General features: G+C 62.6%; 16 protein-coding genes. 6 read left to right on the top strand and 10 right to left on the bottom strand.

What is annotated here, in order from left to right; translation table 11 throughout:
* Nucleotides 1-7 precede the first annotated feature (7 nt).
* From BMX61_RS10815 to BMX61_RS10800, 4 genes are all read right to left on the bottom strand, one after another.
* On the bottom strand, nucleotides 8-835 hold the full coding sequence (locus BMX61_RS10815) for a carbohydrate ABC transporter permease (protein ID WP_075629811.1): 828 nt from the start codon (nucleotides 833-835) through the stop codon (nucleotides 8-10).
* On the bottom strand, nucleotides 832-1,794 hold the full coding sequence (locus BMX61_RS10810) for a carbohydrate ABC transporter permease (RefSeq protein ID WP_083639654.1): 963 nt from the start codon (nucleotides 1,792-1,794) through the stop codon (nucleotides 832-834). Before BMX61_RS10810 ends, BMX61_RS10815 begins: the two co-directional genes overlap by 4 nt.
* A 190-nt stretch (nucleotides 1,795-1,984) precedes the next feature.
* Nucleotides 1,985-3,265 (bottom strand): ABC transporter substrate-binding protein, encoded by a 1,281-nt coding sequence (locus BMX61_RS10805; RefSeq protein WP_075629812.1) that lies wholly within the window; start codon nucleotides 3,263-3,265, stop codon nucleotides 1,985-1,987.
* Between the two features lie 150 nt (nucleotides 3,266-3,415).
* A complete protein-coding gene (locus BMX61_RS10800) occupies nucleotides 3,416-5,755 on the bottom strand; it encodes an alpha-L-rhamnosidase (RefSeq protein WP_075629813.1) in 2,340 nt (779 codons plus the stop codon).
* Nucleotides 5,756-5,904: 149 nt separating this feature from the next.
* Here BMX61_RS10800 and BMX61_RS10795 point away from each other — a divergent pair, with 149 nt between their 5' ends.
* From BMX61_RS10795 to BMX61_RS10780, 4 genes are all read left to right on the top strand, one after another.
* Nucleotides 5,905-6,948, top strand: a complete 1,044-nt coding sequence (locus tag BMX61_RS10795; protein ID WP_075629814.1) for a LacI family DNA-binding transcriptional regulator — start codon at nucleotides 5,905-5,907, stop codon at nucleotides 6,946-6,948.
* Nucleotides 6,949-7,261: 313 nt separating this feature from the next.
* A complete protein-coding gene (locus BMX61_RS10790) occupies nucleotides 7,262-8,281 on the top strand; it encodes an ABC transporter substrate-binding protein (RefSeq protein ID WP_075629815.1) in 1,020 nt (339 codons plus the stop codon).
* A 90-nt stretch (nucleotides 8,282-8,371) separates the two neighbouring features.
* The gene (locus tag BMX61_RS10785; RefSeq protein WP_075629816.1) at nucleotides 8,372-9,211 is read left to right on the top strand and encodes an ABC transporter ATP-binding protein; all 840 of its coding nucleotides are present in this window, start codon (nucleotides 8,372-8,374) and stop codon (nucleotides 9,209-9,211) included.
* A 14-nt stretch (nucleotides 9,212-9,225) separates the two neighbouring features.
* The gene (locus BMX61_RS10780) at nucleotides 9,226-10,119 is read left to right on the top strand and encodes an ABC transporter permease (RefSeq protein ID WP_075629817.1); all 894 of its coding nucleotides are present in this window, start codon (nucleotides 9,226-9,228) and stop codon (nucleotides 10,117-10,119) included.
* Between the two features lie 470 nt (nucleotides 10,120-10,589).
* Here BMX61_RS10780 and BMX61_RS10775 read toward each other — a convergent pair whose 3' ends face one another.
* Complete coding sequence (locus BMX61_RS10775) at nucleotides 10,590-12,005, bottom strand: sensor histidine kinase (RefSeq protein ID WP_234794653.1); 1,416 nt, start codon at nucleotides 12,003-12,005, stop codon at nucleotides 10,590-10,592.
* Between the two features lie 91 nt (nucleotides 12,006-12,096).
* Entirely contained in the window at nucleotides 12,097-12,762 is a 666-nt protein-coding gene (locus BMX61_RS10770; protein WP_075629818.1) for a response regulator, read from the bottom strand.
* Here BMX61_RS10770 and BMX61_RS24300 point away from each other — a divergent pair.
* Nucleotides 12,761-13,024: a hypothetical protein gene (locus tag BMX61_RS24300; RefSeq protein WP_139198911.1), complete on the top strand. Its 264-nt coding sequence runs from the start codon at nucleotides 12,761-12,763 to the stop codon at nucleotides 13,022-13,024. The two genes, BMX61_RS10770 and BMX61_RS24300, sit on opposite strands and share 2 nt — an antisense overlap.
* A gap of 79 nt (nucleotides 13,025-13,103) precedes the next feature.
* On the opposite strand, the gene BMX61_RS10765 is transcribed toward BMX61_RS24300, so the two are convergent.
* The 4 genes from BMX61_RS10765 to BMX61_RS10750 all read right to left on the bottom strand — a co-directional run bounded on the left by BMX61_RS10765 (nucleotide 13,104) and on the right by BMX61_RS10750 (nucleotide 16,124).
* Nucleotides 13,104-13,892 carry a transporter substrate-binding domain-containing protein gene (locus BMX61_RS10765; protein WP_075629819.1) on the bottom strand — a complete coding sequence of 263 codons (789 nt, stop codon included), beginning with the start codon at nucleotides 13,890-13,892 and terminating at the stop codon, nucleotides 13,104-13,106.
* Nucleotides 13,893-14,035: 143 nt separating this feature from the next.
* Complete coding sequence (locus BMX61_RS10760) at nucleotides 14,036-14,692, bottom strand: amino acid ABC transporter permease (protein ID WP_075629820.1); 657 nt, start codon at nucleotides 14,690-14,692, stop codon at nucleotides 14,036-14,038.
* Nucleotides 14,692-15,501, bottom strand: a complete 810-nt coding sequence (locus BMX61_RS10755) for an amino acid ABC transporter ATP-binding protein (protein ID WP_075629821.1) — start codon at nucleotides 15,499-15,501, stop codon at nucleotides 14,692-14,694. The genes BMX61_RS10760 and BMX61_RS10755 overlap by 1 nt, the downstream gene beginning before the upstream one ends.
* Nucleotides 15,498-16,124, bottom strand: a complete 627-nt coding sequence (locus BMX61_RS10750; protein WP_075629822.1) for a DUF1989 domain-containing protein — start codon at nucleotides 16,122-16,124, stop codon at nucleotides 15,498-15,500. The genes BMX61_RS10755 and BMX61_RS10750 overlap by 4 nt, the downstream gene beginning before the upstream one ends.
* A gap of 383 nt (nucleotides 16,125-16,507) precedes the next feature.
* On the opposite strand from BMX61_RS10750, the gene BMX61_RS10745 reads away from it, so the two are divergent.
* Nucleotides 16,508-17,683: a M24 family metallopeptidase gene (locus BMX61_RS10745; protein WP_075629823.1), complete on the top strand. Its 1,176-nt coding sequence runs from the start codon at nucleotides 16,508-16,510 to the stop codon at nucleotides 17,681-17,683.
* Nucleotides 17,684-17,827: the final 144 nt, after the last annotated feature.

Raw genomic sequence — 17,827 nt, 5'->3', positions numbered from 1 at the left:
GGAGCGGTCAGCCCTTGACGGCCCCGGCCGTCATGCCGGCGACAATCTGGCGGTTGAAGAAGATGAAGACGATCAGAGGCGGGATCGTCACCAGCAGGATGTTCATGAACAGGAGGTTGTACTGCGTGGCATAAGCGCTCTGAAAATTATAGAGCGTGAGCTGGACGGTGACGTTGTCACGGCCCGGCAGATAATAGAGCGGGCCGGTAAAATCGTTGAAGATGGCAATCGACTGGACGACGATATTGGTCACCGTTACCGGCTTCAGCAAAGGCAGGATCACGCGAAAGAAGATTTGCCTTGGCTTGGCGCCATCGATCCGCGCAGCCTCGTCCAGATCGCGCGGGATGGTGGCAATGAAAGCGCGATAGAGCATGGTCGAGAAGGAGAGGTTATAGGCGATCTGGATCAGGATCATGCCCGTCATCGTCTTGAACAGGCCGATCGACTGCAGCAATCCGATTGTCGGCACCACGGCCGGCGGCATCATCAGCCCCACCAGCAGGAATATCTGCGCGAGACCGGTCACCGCCGAGGGCCGGCGCTGCATGACATAGCCGACCATGGCCGAAAGCACGACGAGGGCCGCCACCGACAGCACCGTGATCAGGCTGGAATTGAAGAAGGCCAGCAGTAGCTGATAGTCGCGGGCGGTGACCACTGCGACGAAATTATCCCAGAACAGCCACGCCTTTGGCAGGGAAAAGGCAAGCATTGCCGCCTCCGTGCGGGATTTGCCGGCCTGCAGCCCAATGAAGACGAAGGGAATGACGAAGATGATGCCGGCCAGGGCCAGCGCGATGATCCCTGTCGTTGCGCGGCGCGTGCGCGTCATTGCTCCACCTCCCGGCGCTGGAACCAGACCGTCAACGGCAGGATGATCACCGAGATCAGCAGGAAGAGAATGACATTGCCAGCCGTCGACAGGCCGTAAAAGCCGGCCTGATACTGCTTGTAGATGACCGACGCGATGACATCGGAGGCAAAGCCCGGCCCGCCACGCGTCATCGCCCAGATCAGGTCGAAGGATCGAAGCCCGCCGATCAGCGAGAGCGTCACGACGGTGACGGTGGCCGGGCGCACGAGCGGCAGGGTGATGCGGCGGAATTGCTGCAGGCGCGTTGCGCCATCGATACGCGCCGCCTCGTAATAATCCGGGCTGATCGCCGATAGGCCGGCGATGAAGATCAAGGTAGCGAGACCGACGCCCTTCCACAGATCGACCAAGGCCACGGAAAACAGCGCGAGCGCCGGATCCGTCAGCCAGCCGGGCCCTGCCACACCGACCGAAGCCAGCGCAACGTTGAAGACGCCGCGCGTCGGATGCATCATCACCGTGAAGGCAATGCCGACCCCGATGGTGGAGACCAGAACGGGAAAGAACACGATGGCGCGAAGAAGGCCGCGGGCGACGATATCGCTCGTCAACAGCACCGCGAGGCCGAGACCGCACACCGTCTTCATGGCGGAGGTAAGCGCGGCATAGATCAGCGTATTGACGAGGCCCTGGACCAGAAATGGCTCCGAGAAGAACTGGTGGAAGTTCTCAAACCCGATGAACGTCGCCGTTTTCAAATCCCAGCGCGTCATGCTGTACCAGAACGAGGTCGCCGTCGGCACGAGAAACAGCACGGTGTAGATGATGGCGGCAGGCAGAAGGAACCAGTGAGGGTAAGGCGAAGGCCGACGTCGACGCGTGGTCTCGCCGCCGGCAGCCGTCCGCTCGGTGATGTCGGGCGTCTCCGCCGTCGCCTTGCTGTCAGATCTGGAAATCGTCTGCGCGATCCGCGCCATGATATCCGTCCTCATCTTGTCCTTATGGAGGCGGGGCATCGGCCGCCCACTCGTCCCTCAGCCATTCGACGCGCCCACGAGTGATCGGGGGCAACGGTGGCGGACGGTTTCCCATGGCACTTGCCTACCGTCCGCCACCGTTGACAGGCCTCCACGCAAGCGCCAGCGAGCATGGGAAGGCCAAGACGCATCACCAGTTCGGCAGGCCCAATTGCTTTGCCTGCTTGCGCACGTCCTCGTCGTAAAGGGCAGCCGCTTCGGCCGGAGCACGCATGCCGGAGCCGACTTCGACGGTGATCTGCTCCAGCGACGGCCCCTTGATCGGTGAGAGGAACTCGAGCGCCGGCGCGGTCCGGCCCTCCTTGAAATACGGAAGCATGTCCGAAATTGCCGGCGGCACGTCTGCCGGCAGATCGCATCCCTGGACCACGGAAGGACCTTGAACAGTATTGACGCTCATTCCGACCTTGCAGCCTTCGACGCTGGCGACGAAATCGAGAAAATCACGTGCCACCTCCTTGTTCGGCGTCGTCGCCGGCGCAAAGAGCGCCATGGGCATCCAGACCGTCAGGCCGTTTTGCGCGGCATCGTCACCGGGCTGCGAGAAGAAGCCGAGATTCTTCAGGTCGTCCGGGTTCGTCTGCTTCAGGGCGCCAACAGCGAAGGAGAGCATGGGATAGTGCGCAGCCTGGCCGGTCGCCACCATCGCCAGTCCATCCTCATAGGTCGCGGCGCCGAAATCGGGATTTTGCAGCCCCTTTTCATGCACCTCTGCCAGATGTTCGAAGCCCTTCAAGGCGGCGGGCGTCGTGGCGTATTTCGCCCGATTGGCCGTGTAATCCGCCGCGAAATTCGGCACCGCCTTCTGCACATTGTAAAAATCGGCCAGAACGAAGAGCTGTGAGGTCCAGGTCGCGCCATAGGTCTGGGCGACGGCCACCTTGCCTGCCGCCTTGATCTTCTCGTTGTTGGCCATGAACTCGGCCCAGGTCTTGGGCGGGCTCAGCCCCAGCTCGCGATAGATGTCCTTGTTATAGAAGATCCCGCCGGCCATCGTCGTGCCGAAGGGAACGCCATAGACCTTGCCGCCGGCGCTGACCACATCCTTGAAGTCCTTGGCAACGCCGGCTTGCGACGGCAGGTCGGAAATGTCCAGAAGCGCGGTCTCAGGCTTCAGCGCCTGCATCAGCGATCCGGAATTGTAGAGAAAGACATCGGGCATTTCGCTTGTGGCCAGCCGCGTCTTGATCAGATTGTCACCTTCGCTGCCGCCAGGGCGCGCCTCGATTTCGACGGTGACATCGGGATGTTTGGCTTCATACGCTTTGGCCAGCGCCTCCGCGGCAGCCATCGAGTCCGAACCCGTGACCATCAGAAAGGTGAGCGTGGTCTGCGCCGATGCCGGTCCGCATGCAAGCAGGCTTGCAAGCGCAATCGGTGCGCATGTCCTGATAAGCGTGTGTCTTGTCATGGCGTTCCTCCTCCGAACCACGTGACAGTGATTGACTGCATTCCAGTGGAAGGCCCACCGCGCGTCCTGCGCCTTCCACCAAACTCGACGTCCCTTCTCGCGCTCACGATCCGCGCGGTCGGATCAGGGCGTAAACGCCGCCCGAAAGCATCACCCCGCTCGGCCGGGGGCTTCGTCGCGCAGCGAAAAGCGGATATCATGCGCTCCAGCGGCTAGAATGGCGCCCGGCGCAAGCGGCTGGCCATCGGCCAGCGCCGGGCCAAGCCGCGGCGACGGCGCAAAAATACCCTCGGATCCTTGCGGCAGAACCAGGCGGTAGCGCACCTCGTCGCCCTCGATGGACCAGTCGACGGCGATGCGTCCGCGCGGGCTCTCATGCCAGGCAGAGACCGGGTTCAGGCCGCGCAAGGGACCGGGCGAGACGATAACGCGCGCAAAGCCGGGCTTTTGGGGATCGGGCTTGATGCCCGCCACGCTTTCGAACAGCCATTGGCAGACGGCGCCATAGGCGTAATGATTATAGCTGTTCATATCGGGGTCGTAGATCGTCCCATCCGGGGCAATCGCATCCCAGCGTTCCCAGATCGACGTGGCGCCTTGCTTGACCTGATAGAGCCAGCCCGGCACCTCCTCCTGGAGAAAGACTTTTTCCGCCAGCTCATCGAGACCGAGCTTGCTCAGCGCCGGCAGCAGGGCGGGCGTCCCGATAAAGCCGGTTCCGATCTTGAAATCCGCATCTTCCACCGTGCGGCGGAAATGCGCCTTGGCCGCCTCGGCATGCTGCTCAGGCACGAGGTCGTGGAGAAAGGCCAGCGCATAGGACGTCTGGTCATGATGCGCCAGGCGGCCGGCGGGCGTGATGAACTCATGCGCGAACGCCGTCCAGATCTCGGCCGCCCGCGCCGTCATGCGCGCCTCCACCTCAGGCCGCCCGCACAGGCCCGCGATCCGCGCGAGATGGTTGGTGGAAATGAAGTGATAGAGCGTGGCGGCGCAGTCGTCGCCGATAGTAGGCCTTGGCTTACGGTTATCGCCGACGGGCTGAAGCCAGTCGCCGAAGGTGAAGCCGCGCTCGCCCCAGTTCGCTGGCGGACGAACGATCGGACCGTCGGAAATCGACCAGACGAAATCGACCCACCGGATCATTGCATCGAGGCATTCCGACAGGATCGCCTTGTCGCCATAATGCAGATAGAGCGTCCAGGGGATCAGAACGATCGCGTCTCCCCACCCGGTCGAACCGGCAAAGCCGGGGAAATGCTCGGGATGCAGCCGGGTCGGGTCGGGCGAGACGTGGGGAATGGCACCATCGGGCCTTTGATCGGCCATCACATCCCGCAGATATTTGCGCAGAAAACTTTGGCAATCGGCCAGCCAGCAGGCCGTGGGCGCGAAGACCTGCGCGTCACCGGTCCACCCCAAACGCTCGTCGCGCTGCGGGCAATCGGTCGGAATCTCGATGAAATTGGCGCGCTGCGACCAGATGGTGTTGAGGACCAGCCGGTTGACCAGCTCCGAGCCCGTGGAGAAGCCGCCCTTCAGCTCCGCAAGAGAGCTGATCGCCACGGCGTGGATCGCTTCAATCCGCGCTTGTCCCTTGATCGTCACCCGGGCATATCGGAAGCCCTGGAAGGTGAACATCGGCTCGTATGTCTCAGGCCCGCCACCTGCCAGAATGTAGCGCAGCGACGCCTTGGCCGTGCGATAATTGCGATTGTCGAAAGCACGTTGCGGGCCAAGCACCTCCGAATGTTCGATCAGCACCTCGGCGCCCGCCTCTCCCGTCACCGTGAAACGGACGAAGCCGCCGACATTCTGGCCGAAGTCATAAATCGTCGCGCCGCTGCCGGCTTCCTGCCATCGATCCACCGGGGCGATGGCCTCCAAGACGCGCACGGGCGCGGTCTCGTGCGGCACCAGCAGCCTGATATCGAAAGGCAGCACCTCGACGCCATGGCTGACCTGGCCGGGCGCGATACGGGCGTCGTACGTCTCGCCGAAATAAATGCCGGACTGCCGGATCGGCAGCGTGCCCGATTGCCAGGCTTCATCGGTCTTCACCAGCACGGACGGACCTGACACGATCTCGGCGATCGCCGCGATCCGATCGCCCCAGCAATTGGAAATCGCATTGGCGCCCCACATGATCTGCGAGCGAAACCATCCATCGGCCAGCCAGATTTCGATCCTGTTCTCGCCTTCATGCAGAAGGGGGCCGACGGCGTAGCGCTGAAAGGCGATGCGGTCGTCATAATTCGTCAGGCCAGGCGTCAGCAGGTCCTGACCCACGCGAATGCCGTTGATGAAGCACCGGTAAAGGCCTTGCGCGGATATGAAAAGCTGCGCCTCCCCTGCCGGCTCCGTCACGGAAAATGCCGTTGCGACGAAGCTCGCCGGGCTGCCGACGCCTTGATCGGCCAAGGGCGCGATCATCCGCGCCGCCCAGTCCCGCGCCGCTGCAATGCGCGTGCGGTTCGCATGCATATTCATGGGTCCTCACCCTCCTCCCGCCGCTCCACGCCAGAAGCGTAGAACGTTCTATGTGTAACGTTCTCCATTTTAGGACCATTTGCAATAGCAATTTTCGAAGCCTTCTGACATGGTGACGTGGAGCGTTGATAAGACAGGGCAAATTCGGCATGGATGGTGGCGGCGAGACGAAGACCAAGGATGTCGGACAGCTGGGCCGTGTCACCATTCGCACCGTGGCCGCGCATTCGGGAGTCTCGGTGGCGGCGGTCTCGAAAGTTCTGCGAAACGCCTATGGAGTTAGCGATAACTTACGGAATAAGGTCACGGCCTCTATCGATGCGCTCGGCTATCGCCCCTCGCGCAGCGCCCGAGGTCTGCGAGGCCGGACCTTTACGATCGGCGTCCTGCTGATCGATATCGCCAATCCGTTCCTGCCGCAGGTGATCGCCGGCGTGAACGGCGTGCTTGCCCCGTCCAACATCCGCGCCATGATCGGGGTCGGCCAGGCCGAAACCCAGCTCGAAACATCGCTGATCGAATCGATGATCGACTACAAGATGGACGGCGTCATTCTGGTCGCACCCCGGCTGCCCTCCGATGTGATCGCGACCTTCGCACGCGATATCCCGATCGTCGTCGTCGGTTATCATGATCCCGGGGCCCAGAATTTCGATACGGTGAATTGCGACGACGAAGCCGGTGCGGCGCTCGCGGTGCAGGCCTTGCTGGCGCAAGGCCTTTCAGACATCGGCATGCTGACCGTCGAGCAGAAGGTATGTTACGACGTCTCGGTCGTGCAGCAGCGCGAGCGCGGCTATCGCGATGCGATGGCTGCCGCCGGTCTGGCCAAACAGGCACGCCTCCATCGCCTTCCGGAAAATTTTGCGACGCATGACGCAGCGCTGAGCGCCTTTCTCGACGATCCCGAGCGTCCCGCTGCCGTGTTCTGCTGGAGCGATCTCGATGCCATTCCCTTGCTGAACCTGGCCGCGGCACGCGGCATCGGCGTACCGGATCAACTGGCGATCATCGGCTATGACAATTCGCCTTTGGGCGCCCTCAACCTCATCAGCCTATCGAGTGTCGATCAAGATGGGCAGGGACTGGGCGCCCTGGCGACCGAGACGCTGCTGTCGCGCATCGAAGGGCGCAAAGCCGCTCTTCACCTGAAGATCCCGCCGTCACTCGTCCTGCGGCGAAGCGCCGGGTGACGACGGGGGAGGCTCAAACAGGACAGCGCGTAGCGGTGCTACCGCGATAGTCGTGATCACACGAGCCGACCTTGGCCCTTTGGTTACTGGACGTGTTGCGGTTTATGGCCGTGCACAACGATGGAAAGCATGGAGCCGGGAAAATTGGATCGATGACGGTGTCGGTCTGATGCTCTCCTCAGCAAATTCGCGCAGCCTTGCGGTCGCTGAAAGCTGACTGAAAGCTTAACGCGCTAGTCTTGTGACATGGACATGACGGTGAGGAGACGCGCTGGAGGGCGCGCACGCCATGTCGCCACAAGGAGGATCATTCATGTCATCCACGCATCGTTTCCGTGCGCTGTCGCTTACCGCTCTCGTTGCAGCCAGCCTTCTGGCCGGCACCGCCATGGCACAGGCCGCCGAGAAGATCACCATCATGGTCGGCGGCTTCGAAAAGCAGATCTACCTGCCGGCCAAGCTTGCCGAGGGCCTCGGCTATTTCAAGGAAGAGGGGATTGACGTCGAGCTTCTGAACGAAGCCGCCGGCGTCGATGCCGAAAACCAGCTGCTGGCCGGCGCGGTGCAGGGCGTGGTCGGTTTCTACGATCATTGCGTCGACCTGCAGGCCAAGGGCAAGTTCGTCGAGTCGGTCGTGCAGTTCTCGCAGGCGCCGGGTGAGGTCGAACTGGTCTCGGCCAAGAACCCGGAGATCAAGAGCTTCGCCGATCTCAAGGGCAAGTCGCTCGGGGTTACCGGCCTCGGCTCCTCCACCAATTTCCTGACGCTCTACATGGCGTCGAAGGCCGGGCTGAAGGCGGGCGAAATCACCACCATTCCGGTCGGCGCAGGCGGCACCTTCATCGCCGCCATGCAGCAGGGCCAGATCCAGGCAGGCATGACCACGGAGCCGACCATCTCGCGCATGGTCAAGACGGGCGAGGCCTCGGTGCTGGTCGACCTGCGCACGCTGGACCAGACCCGCGCGGCACTTGGCGGCCCCTACCCCGCCGCTTCGCTCTACATGGAAAAGGCCTGGGTGGATGCGCATAAGGAAGAGGTGCAGAAGCTCGCCAATGCCTTCGTCAAGACGCTGGCCTTCATCAACAGCCATTCCGCCGCTGAGATCGCCGAGAAGATGCCCAAGGATTTCTATGTCGGCGACAAGGAGGGCTACATCAAGGCGCTCGACGCCGGCAAGGGCATGTTCACGCCGGATGGCGTGATGCCCGAGGATGGCCCGAAGACGGTGCTGGCCGTGCTGTCCGAGTTCTCCAAGAACGTCAAGGGCAAGCAGATCGACCTTTCCAAGACCTACACGACCGAATTCGTGAAGGCCGCCAAGACCAATTGACGCCCCTGTGCCGAGCCTGGCTCCGCGCCAGGCTCGGACGGCCTCGCCCTTTTCCTCTGCGCGCTGAAGGCGCTGCCGAAAGGAGATTTCATGTCTAGCATCCAGCCGATCCGCAATGATCTCGCGGTCGCCGATCCGGCGATCGAGCTGATCAACGTCACCCGCCGCTTCGTTTCGCCCACCGGCAAGACGCTGACGGCGCTGAGCGACTTCACCATGACCGTCGGCCGCGGCGAGTTCGTGGCCGTCGTCGGCCCCACGGGCTGCGGCAAGTCGACCACGCTCAATCTCGTCACCGGCCTTGCCAAGCCGAGCGCCGGCGAAGTGCGGCTGATGGGCGGCCCGGTCAAGGGCATCGATCCGCGCGTCGGCTTTTCCTTCCAGAAGGACGCGCTCTTCCCCTGGAAGAACGTCATCGACAATGTCATGGCCGGCCCGCTGTTTCGCGGCCGCTCCAAGGCGGAGGCCGAGCGCGCCGCCAAGGATTGGCTTGCCCGCGTTGGCCTGTCGAAATTTCTGCATCACTATCCGCATCAGCTCTCCGGCGGCATGCGCAAGCGCGTTGCGCTGGCGCAGACCTTCATCAACGAGCCGGAAATCCTGCTGATGGACGAGCCCTTCTCGGCGCTCGACGTGCAGACCCGCACGGTGATGCACGAGGAGCTGCTCAAGCTCTGGGCCGAGCGCCAGGCCTCGGTGGTGTTCGTCACCCATGATCTGGAGGAAGCCGTGGCGCTGGCCGACAAGGTCTATGTGCTGACCGCCGGCCCGGCCACGGTCAAATCGGTCTATCGCATCGAGCTGCCGCGCCCGCGCGTGGTCTCGGAAATCCGCTACGACCAGAACTTCATCGATTATTGCAAGACGATCTGGGAGGATCTCCGCCAGGAGGTCGAGACCAGCTATCGCCGCGCGTCGCAAGCGGCGTGAGAGGAGGCAAGACCATGGCAAACATCACGATGGATAGTCCTGTTACGGGCGTCGCGCCCGCAACCTTCCGCCCCGGCACCAGCGACAAGGAAATCGAGGCGGCCGCTCTGAAGGCGATCAAGCGCCGCAAGCAGCTCGTGCTCTTCTGGCAGCTCGTCATTCTCTTCGGCGCGCTCGGCCTGTGGCAAGTGGCCTCCGACCAGGCCTGGATCGACCCTTTCTTCTATGCCAGCCCCAGCGCGGTGGCCGAAAGGCTCTATGACTGGGCCGTCAACGGCACGACGGAAGGCTCGCTCTGGTACAATCTCGGCGTAACGATGGAAGAGGCGCTGATCGGCTTCTTCACCGGCTCGATCGCCGGCGTCGTCGTCGGCATCGGCCTTGGCCGCAACCAGTTCCTGTCCGATATCTTCTCGGTCTATATCAAGGCGATCAATTCGATCCCGCGCGTGGTGCTGGCGCCGATCTTCATCATGATCATGGGCCTCGGCCTCGCCTCCAAGGTGGCGCTCGCCTTCGTCATGGTGTTCTTCGTGGTCTTCGCCAATGCCTTCCAGGGCGTGCGGGAAGCCGACCGCGACATGATCGCCAATGCCCGCATTCTCGGCGCGTCCGACTGGCAGGTGACGCGGGCCGTCGTCGTTCCCTCGGCGATGAGCTGGATCTTCGCCAGCCTGCATGTCTCCTTCGGCTTCGCCATCATCGGCGCGATCGTCGGCGAATTCGTCGGCGCCCGCTTCGGCATCGGCCAGCTGATCTCGATCGCCAAGGGCACCTTCGATGCCGCCGGCATGTTCGCCGCCATCGTGCTGGTCATGGTCGTCACCCTGGCTGCGGAATGGATCATGACGGCAATCGAAAACCGTCTCGCCAAATGGCGGCCCCAGCAGAGCCTCGATACGCACTGAACGAAGCCAAACCCTCCCAAAGCGAAAAGCCGCTCGTGACATCGGTCGCGGGCGGCTTTTTGCTTCGGGAGGGCAATCTACGGCACAATCGGCTACACAGCAGCATGAAGAGACGGCGGCCACTTTTTTAATTTAGATTTTCTTAATAAGAATAGCTTGCGAACGCAAAAGCAGCAGGCGCGCTGAGCCAGCAGGCGCATCGGGGATGATGAGCCTCCCCGACCCAAGGCAAGGGCTTTGCTTTCGATGAGGAGTGACGCAAATGGGGTTCTTCCCTGTGAGCATCACGCTTAGAATCAGAAAGACCCGCACAGGCTGGCAAGTCTCCGTGCGGGTCCAACTGTTCATCTAAGCGAAACGACAGCCGGGTCTAAGCCCCCCGGCTGTCACTCCGAAAATCTAGATCGAATTGATTTGCATTTCAAGTCAACGACATGTCGAGTCTGCTTTCGCGCAGCGCTTGATCCTGTTCACGCCCCCGGCAGCCGCACCGTCACTCGCAGTCCTCCTTCCGGGCTTTCCCCCAGCGCTACCGTGCCGCCGGCGCCGGTGACCACTTCGCGCACGATGGCGAGCCCTAAGCCGCTGCCTTCGGCCTGCGTGCCGATGATGCGGTAGAAGCGTTCGAACACCTGCTCGCGTTCGGTGTCGGCGATTCCCGGACCGGTGTCATCGACGATGATTTCGACAAGGCTGTCCTTGCGTTTGAGCGTCACGGTCACCGCGCCCGGCCCCGGCGTATAGCGCAGCGCATTGTCGACAAGATTGACCAAGGCTTCCTTCATCATGGTGCCGTCACCGATGACGATGGCAGCGCCCGCCGCAAGATTATCGACGTCGAGCCCGATATCGATCCCGCGCGAAAGCGCGGTTTCGGCCTGCGCCTCCAGCACCTGCCGCGCCACCTTGGCCATGTCGATGCGCTCGGCACGCGGCGCCCGGCTGCCGGGTTCGGCGCGGGTGAGCGTCAGGAGCTGTTCGGCAAGCCGCGTCACCTGGCGCGTGCTGCGGATCAGCGCCTGCAGCGCTTCGTCCCGCCGGAGAGAATCGGTTTCGCGTGCGGCAAAGCTGGCTTGCGTCGAAAGCACCGTCAGCGGCGTGCGCAATTGATGCGCGGCATTGGCGACGAAGCGCCGCTGAGCCGCCATCTGCCGTTGAGCGCGGCCCATATAGTCGTTGAGCGCCGCGACCAGCGGGCGCAGCTCGGTCTGCACCATGGCCTCGTCGAAAGGCTCGAGCTGATCGCGCCGGCGCGCCTTGACCACATTGCGAAAGCGCATGATCGGCGAGAGGCCGAAACGCAGGCCGAAGACGGTGACGAGACCGGCCATGGCCACCAGCAAAAGCTGGTCCTTCAGGCCTGAAAGCCAAAGCGCCGTGCGCATGGCCTGCTGGCCGTGGCGCGTCACAGCCACGGTCACGGTGACGGTCGCATCCGGGCCGAGCCCGACGACCGGCTGGTCGAGCATCATGGCGCGGACATTGACGTTGTGAAACGCCATATCCTCGCCCCGGCGGGCCATAGCCGGGCTGGCGAGATCGGGATAGCCCGTCACCAGACTGCCCCAGGCTGTGGTTACACGATAATAAACGTGATCGGCATGGCCGGTGTCGAACAGCTCCAGTGCCGCAGGCGGAACATCGACGGCAACCGTGCCCTCACCATCCACATGCACCGCCTCGGCAATGGTCCGCGCGGAGGCCAGCAGCATATTGTCGGTGACGACCAGGGCCGTGCGCCGCGCCGAAATCAGCCCCGAGGTCAAGTTGAAGCCGACCACGGCCGTCAAGGTGACCATGACGCCGAACAAGAGCTGGACACGCAGGCTGTGGCGCAGTCCCGCCATCAGCAATGTCAGGCGGCCGAGCGGCGCCAGGGGGGCCATGCGCTCATCCACGCCCGTTACAGCACCCATCACCGGCCGCGCAGCCGTAACATTGCTTTTATCATTCCCTGCGATCCGCGCCTCCATCGCCTCAGCCGGCCCTGAGCATATAGCCGAGGCCGCGCAGCGTCGCGATCTGTACCGCAGCGCCTTCGAGCTTCTTGCGCAGGCGATGGACATAGATTTCGATGGCGCTTGGATCGGCGTCGGCATCGAAACCGAAAATACTTTCCGACAGCATCGCCTTTGAGACCGTGCTGCCGGCCTTGAGGATCAGGGTTTCCAAAACGGAATGCTCGCGCGGGGTCAGCGCCAGCACCTCGCCTTTGACAAGGAATTGCCGTCGCGCCGTGTCCAGCACGAGATCGCCGACGGCGATTTCGGGATTGGCGCGATCATGGCCGCGCCGGATCAGGGCGCGCAGCCGCGCTTCCAGTTCCGCCAGTTCGAAAGGCTTGGCGAGGTAGTCGTCGGCGCCGGAATCCAGGCCTGCTACGCGCCCGTCGAGCGAGGCATTGGCCGTGAGGATGATCACAGGCACCTTGCGGCCCGCCCGGCGGATGCGCTTGAGCAGCGTCATGCCGTCGATCTTGGGCAGCGACAGGTCAAGGATGATGGCAGCATATTCGGCCAGGGCTAGAAGGTCTTCGGCCTCCTCGCCGTCGGCGGCGATATCGACGGCGTAATGCGCCTGGCTCAGCGCCTTGGCGAGCCAGGCGGCCAGATCGTGATTGTCCTCGACGATGAGAAGCCGCATGACCCTCTCCCAAATCCCGTTGCGCCTCCTCCCGGCTGCATGTTCGTTGATAAAGCATGTCGCCGGCTGCTGGAAAGCGCGGACGATTGCAATTCTGGCCGATGAAGCCCGACGAGTAAGTCCCTTATTTTGGAGCGGCATAGATCCGTTCGATGTGGCTGAAGCGAATGGCTCCGTCACCAAATCGGCTTGGGACATGGACCAGACGACAGGCGCGCTGCGCGGTGGCGTTCACAGTTGGCTCGAAGAGCACCCGTCATGACAAAACAGGAGGAACGCCGGGCGTGCCTCCTGTTCCATTCGGGCGGCGATCAGGCCTGCCCTGTCCATGGCAGATGCGCTTACTTGATCGTCTTGATCGGGTCTTTCGGCGTCGGATCGAAGCCGACCAGATCGGTGGTCAGCTTGGCATAGGTGCCATCGGCAACCATCTCTGCCAGTGCCTTGTTCACGGCTTCGACGAGATACGGCTTGCCCATCTTGAAGGCAAAGCCCTTCTGGACATGGCTGACATAATCATCGGTCATCTTGAGCGGCAAGCCGCCGGTCTTGATGGCATAGGCGGCGGCGATCGAGTCGGTGATGACGGCGTCCACATTGCCGTTGACCAGATCCTGCATCGCGTCGGACTCGGCCTTGTAACCCTTGACGGTCGCGCCCTTTTCCTCGGCGATCTTTGTCCAGGTGGAGGAGACCAGCGCGCCCACCGTCTTGCCCTTGAGATCGGCCGCGCTCTTGATCGGCGAGGACTCTCCGGTCAGCACGCGGCCCCCCGATTCCAGCCAGCCATCGGCGAAGGTCACCTGTTTCTGGCGCGCTTCGGTGATGTCCATCGCGTCGCTGCTCATGTCGTACTGGTCGGCCTGCAGGCCGACGAGGAGCGCATCCCACTTGATGATGACGGGCGTGTATTCCAGATTGAGCCGCTTGGCGATTTCCTTCACCACGCGGATTTCGAGGCCGTCAAGCGTGCCGTCCGGCGCGCGCATGCTGAAGGGCGGGTAGGTACCCTCGGTCGCCACGAGCAGCTTTCCCGGCTGCAGAAGCTCCAGATCGGCGGCCTTGGCCATCGGCGTCATGGCAACGCTTGCAACAGCGGCCAGCGCCAGGATGATTGACTTGAATTTCATAGCTGTGTTCCCGTTTTTGTTGATGTTTGAGATCACGGGCATCCTTCGATGCCCAGGATTGTGCTGGACCGGTCTCCCACCGGTCGGCGTCGCGCCGGGCGGACGGTTAAGGGCGGAGCCGTGTCGACCGGCTTTGCGGTCCGTCACGACAGCTTCGCGTAGCGGCGCTCCAGCCAGCCGGCGAGCGTCGTCAGGATCGTGGTCAACACCAGATAAATCAGTGCGACGGCGATATAGAATTCGAAGGGACGGAAGGTGGCGGCGATCAGCGTCTGGGCATAGAGCGTCAGCTCCACCACCGTGATCGTCGACAGCAGCGAGGTATTCTTCAGCGTCGAGATCGCCTCGTTCGTGATCGCGGGCAGAATGATGCGGAACACCTGCGGCAGGATGATGCTGCGCATCGTCTCTGCCGGGCTGAAGCCGAGGGCCAGCGCCGATTCCGTCTGGCCGCGCGGAATGGCTGTCAGGCCGCCGCGAATGATTTCGGCGACATAGGCCCCACTATTGACACCGAGCGCGATGATCCCGGCGGCAAAGGGCGATAGACGGATTCCGAACTGCGGCAGGCCGAAATAGATGATGAATACCTGGATCAGCGTCGGCGTACCCCGGATGAACCAGATGTAGAAGCCGGCGACGATCCGCACGACCCTGTATCGCGAACGCTGCGCCAGCGCGGCGAGGAGGCCGCAAATCCAGGAGACCGCGATGGTGAGGATGGTGATGCCGAAAACGGTATAGGATGCCTGGAGAAAGCCAGGGCCATAGAGATGGAGTTCGTTCCAGAAACGGGTCATCACGCCTGCCCTCCCCGCCCGTCCTCAAGGGACACGGAATGACCTACCTGGTCATGGAGAATGCGGTGCAGGAACTGTTTCAATCTGTCGCTTTCCGGGCTGCGCAGAATGTCGGGCGAACCGGATTCGGCAATCACGCCCTTGTCGAAGAACAGCACGCGTGAAGATACGTCGCGGGCAAAGGCGATCTCGTGGGTAACGAGCAGCATGGTCATGCCGTCGGCCGCCAGCGAGGCCATCAGCACCAGAACCTCGTGCACCAGTTCGGGATCGAGCGCCGAGGTGACTTCGTCGAACAGCATCAGCCGCGGCTTCATGGCCAGCGCCCGGACGATCGCGACGCGCTGCTGCTGGCCGCCCGAAAGACGCGCGGGATAGCTATGGCGCTTTTCCAAGAGACCGATGCGCGACAGAAGCGCCTCGGCCTGCTCCGTTGCCTCTCTGCGCGGCATCTTGAGGAGCTTGACCGGCGCATGCATGACGTTTTCCAGCACGGTCATATGCGGCCAGAGATTATAGCTCTGAAACACCATGCCAACGCGGGCGCGCAGGGCCTGAAGCTGCGTCTGGCTGGGGAAGAAGCGCGATTCCGTGCGGAAGTCGAAATGCGTGTCCTCGAAGTCCATGAAGCCGGATTGCGGTATTTCCAGCGCATTGATCGAGCGCAGGAAGGTGCTCTTGCCCGAGCCGCTGGCGCCGATGATCGACACGACCTCGCCCGCCTGCACCTCCAGCGAGACGCCTTTCAGCACTTCGTTGTCGCCGAAACTCTTGCGGATCTCTCGCAGGCTGAGAAGCGGCGCGCTCATGGGGCCTCCTCACCATCGAAGGCATCTATCATCACCACGGCAATATCGCGGGGCGTCCGGGCCTCGCCATTGATCGGCGTGATGTCCTGCGGGCAGGCGGAGAGAACCAGTGTCAGGTCCATCTCCGCGCGCAGCACCACGCTGTCGCCCGCCCGGCTGGCCGGCGGAAGGCGATCGACCGCGCCATCGGGCGAGACCGGGACATTCATGAACAGATTGAGCGAGGCGGGTGTGAAGGGCACGGCACATCCAGCCTCGGCCAAAGCCTCGTGAAAATTGTCGGTGCAGCTGCGGTGCGGCTCGGCGCAGCCGAGCTGCTGATAGAGTTCTCGGCTGCAAGGACACAGCAGCGTGTCATGGCGCAGACCGGCGCTGTCGGCCACCAGGGTCAGCATCGGCCGGCGGCGCGAAGAGAGAACGCGCATGCCTTGCTGGAAGAAAATATTGCTGTTGACCGAGCGGGTATGATCCATCGAGGAGGTCTCGCCCGCGTCTTCGGCAGCCAAAGCCCAGGCATCGACGACCTGATGGCCATGGGTGTTGACGATGCGGACATGATCGCCCGCCTTCATCGCGAAAGCCCGGCCTCGGCCTGCGGCGACAGTCTGGGTGTTGAGATCCATATCCACTCGTCTTCTCGTATCGGACGCGTTCGCGAGACCGGCGGACCGAAAGCCGAACATTACGTTCAGGCCGATGTTTGCCGCTGCACGGACCTCAAAGCGTTCCGCATGAATTTCAGTACACCAAGCTTATTCAGTATACCATTGGAGTTCAAGCTGTCTTTTCAACAAATTAATGGTCATTTGTCAGGCGGAAAGCTGAAGTGTTAGGCGGCGATCGCACATATTTTAAGCGCAACTGACGAAATCGGACGCGCATTGAATCGTCCAATTGACGGAAGGATACAGGCGGTGTACCGAAATCGCCTGATACCTGCGTCTTACCCTTCGCCATCATTCCGGCGCGGGTTCAAGGCACGCTAGCCCCCTGACGGAGTGACGCCATGCACCGCTATTTTCCGATCGACGAATACGAAACCCGCTGGGCGCGCCTTCATGAGGAAATGATCCGGCGCGGCTTCGAAACTGCCGTGGTCTTCGGTCGTGGCGGCGGCACGACGGACAATTGCGGCGACGTTCTCTACCTCTCCAATCATTATGCCATCAGCGGCGGTATGGACTCGCTGATCTGGAGCGCTCGATCCTTCGCAGGCGTCATTCTCCAGCCGGGCCGCGCGCCGCAGCTTCATATTGACGAGCCGGAGGTGCGCCGCGATCTCGTATCCATCGCCGATGTGCTGAGCAGCAACCATCCCTTTGAAAGCGTGGCCCGGTCACTGGTCGCGCGCGGCGTGACGGGCCGCGTGGCGCTGGTGGGCACCCATTTCATCCCGATCAAATATTACCGGCAGCTCGAAGCGACCGCGCCGGATATCGAATGGGTCCCGGCCGACGATCTCGTGCGCTCGGTGCGCCGCATCAAGAGTGATCGTGAGCTCGACTGTTACCGCTATGCCGGCGAGACGGCGACGCTGGCCGTCGACGCGCTGATGCAAGGCCTCGTCGGCGGGCTTTCGGAGCGGGAGGCAGCCGGCGAGGCGGCGCGGATCACCGTCGCCCGCGGCGGCCGCCTGCAGATGATCGGCGCCAATCATGGGGAAACGCTCGGCTTCGACCAGCGCTTTCCCCTCACGGGCTATAGCGAGGATGTGCCGGCCGTAGGCGATATCGTCACCGGCACGCTGCATGGCGCGCTTTACCAGGGCTATTATCTCGATCCCGGCCGCACGGGCGTGCGCGGGCCGGCCAATTCGGAGCAGCGGCGCCTGATCGAAGCGGCGAGCGGCATCGTCCACCGGCTGTCGGACATGCTGCGCCCCGGCGTGCGGCTTCTGGACGTGGCGGCGGAGGGCGACCGGATGACGGCGGCGTTCGGCGGCTCGATTTCGCCGATCATGAAGAACTTTCCCTTTTATGGCCATGGCATCGGGCTGGGCTTCGAGCTACCGCGCATCTCAACCACCATGTCCATGCCCGAGGACGTGGTGGACGCCAATATGGTCTTCGGCGTCGAAGCCTTCCTCTCGCTCGATGGCGTCGGCGCGGCTTTCTACGAGGATATCCTGATCATCGGCGAAGCCGGCAACGAGCTGATCACCAATTCGCCGAGCATGTTCTAAGGCGACGTCTTCGCGTTTATCCGAGTATCACCACAGGAAGCGTTTGCACCGATGCCATCAGGCAACGGAGATCGGTTGATATCATCCGTAAACCGCAGCAAACCTGCGAATTATGCCTGGGCGGATTGTCGATCCGCCCAGGCT

This window comes from Xaviernesmea oryzae (assembly GCF_900109605.1).
Lineage (GTDB): Bacteria > Pseudomonadota > Alphaproteobacteria > Rhizobiales > Rhizobiaceae > Xaviernesmea > Xaviernesmea oryzae.
The sequence above is the reverse complement of the archived record's forward strand: the minus strand, read 5'-3'. Positions and strand labels throughout refer to the sequence as shown.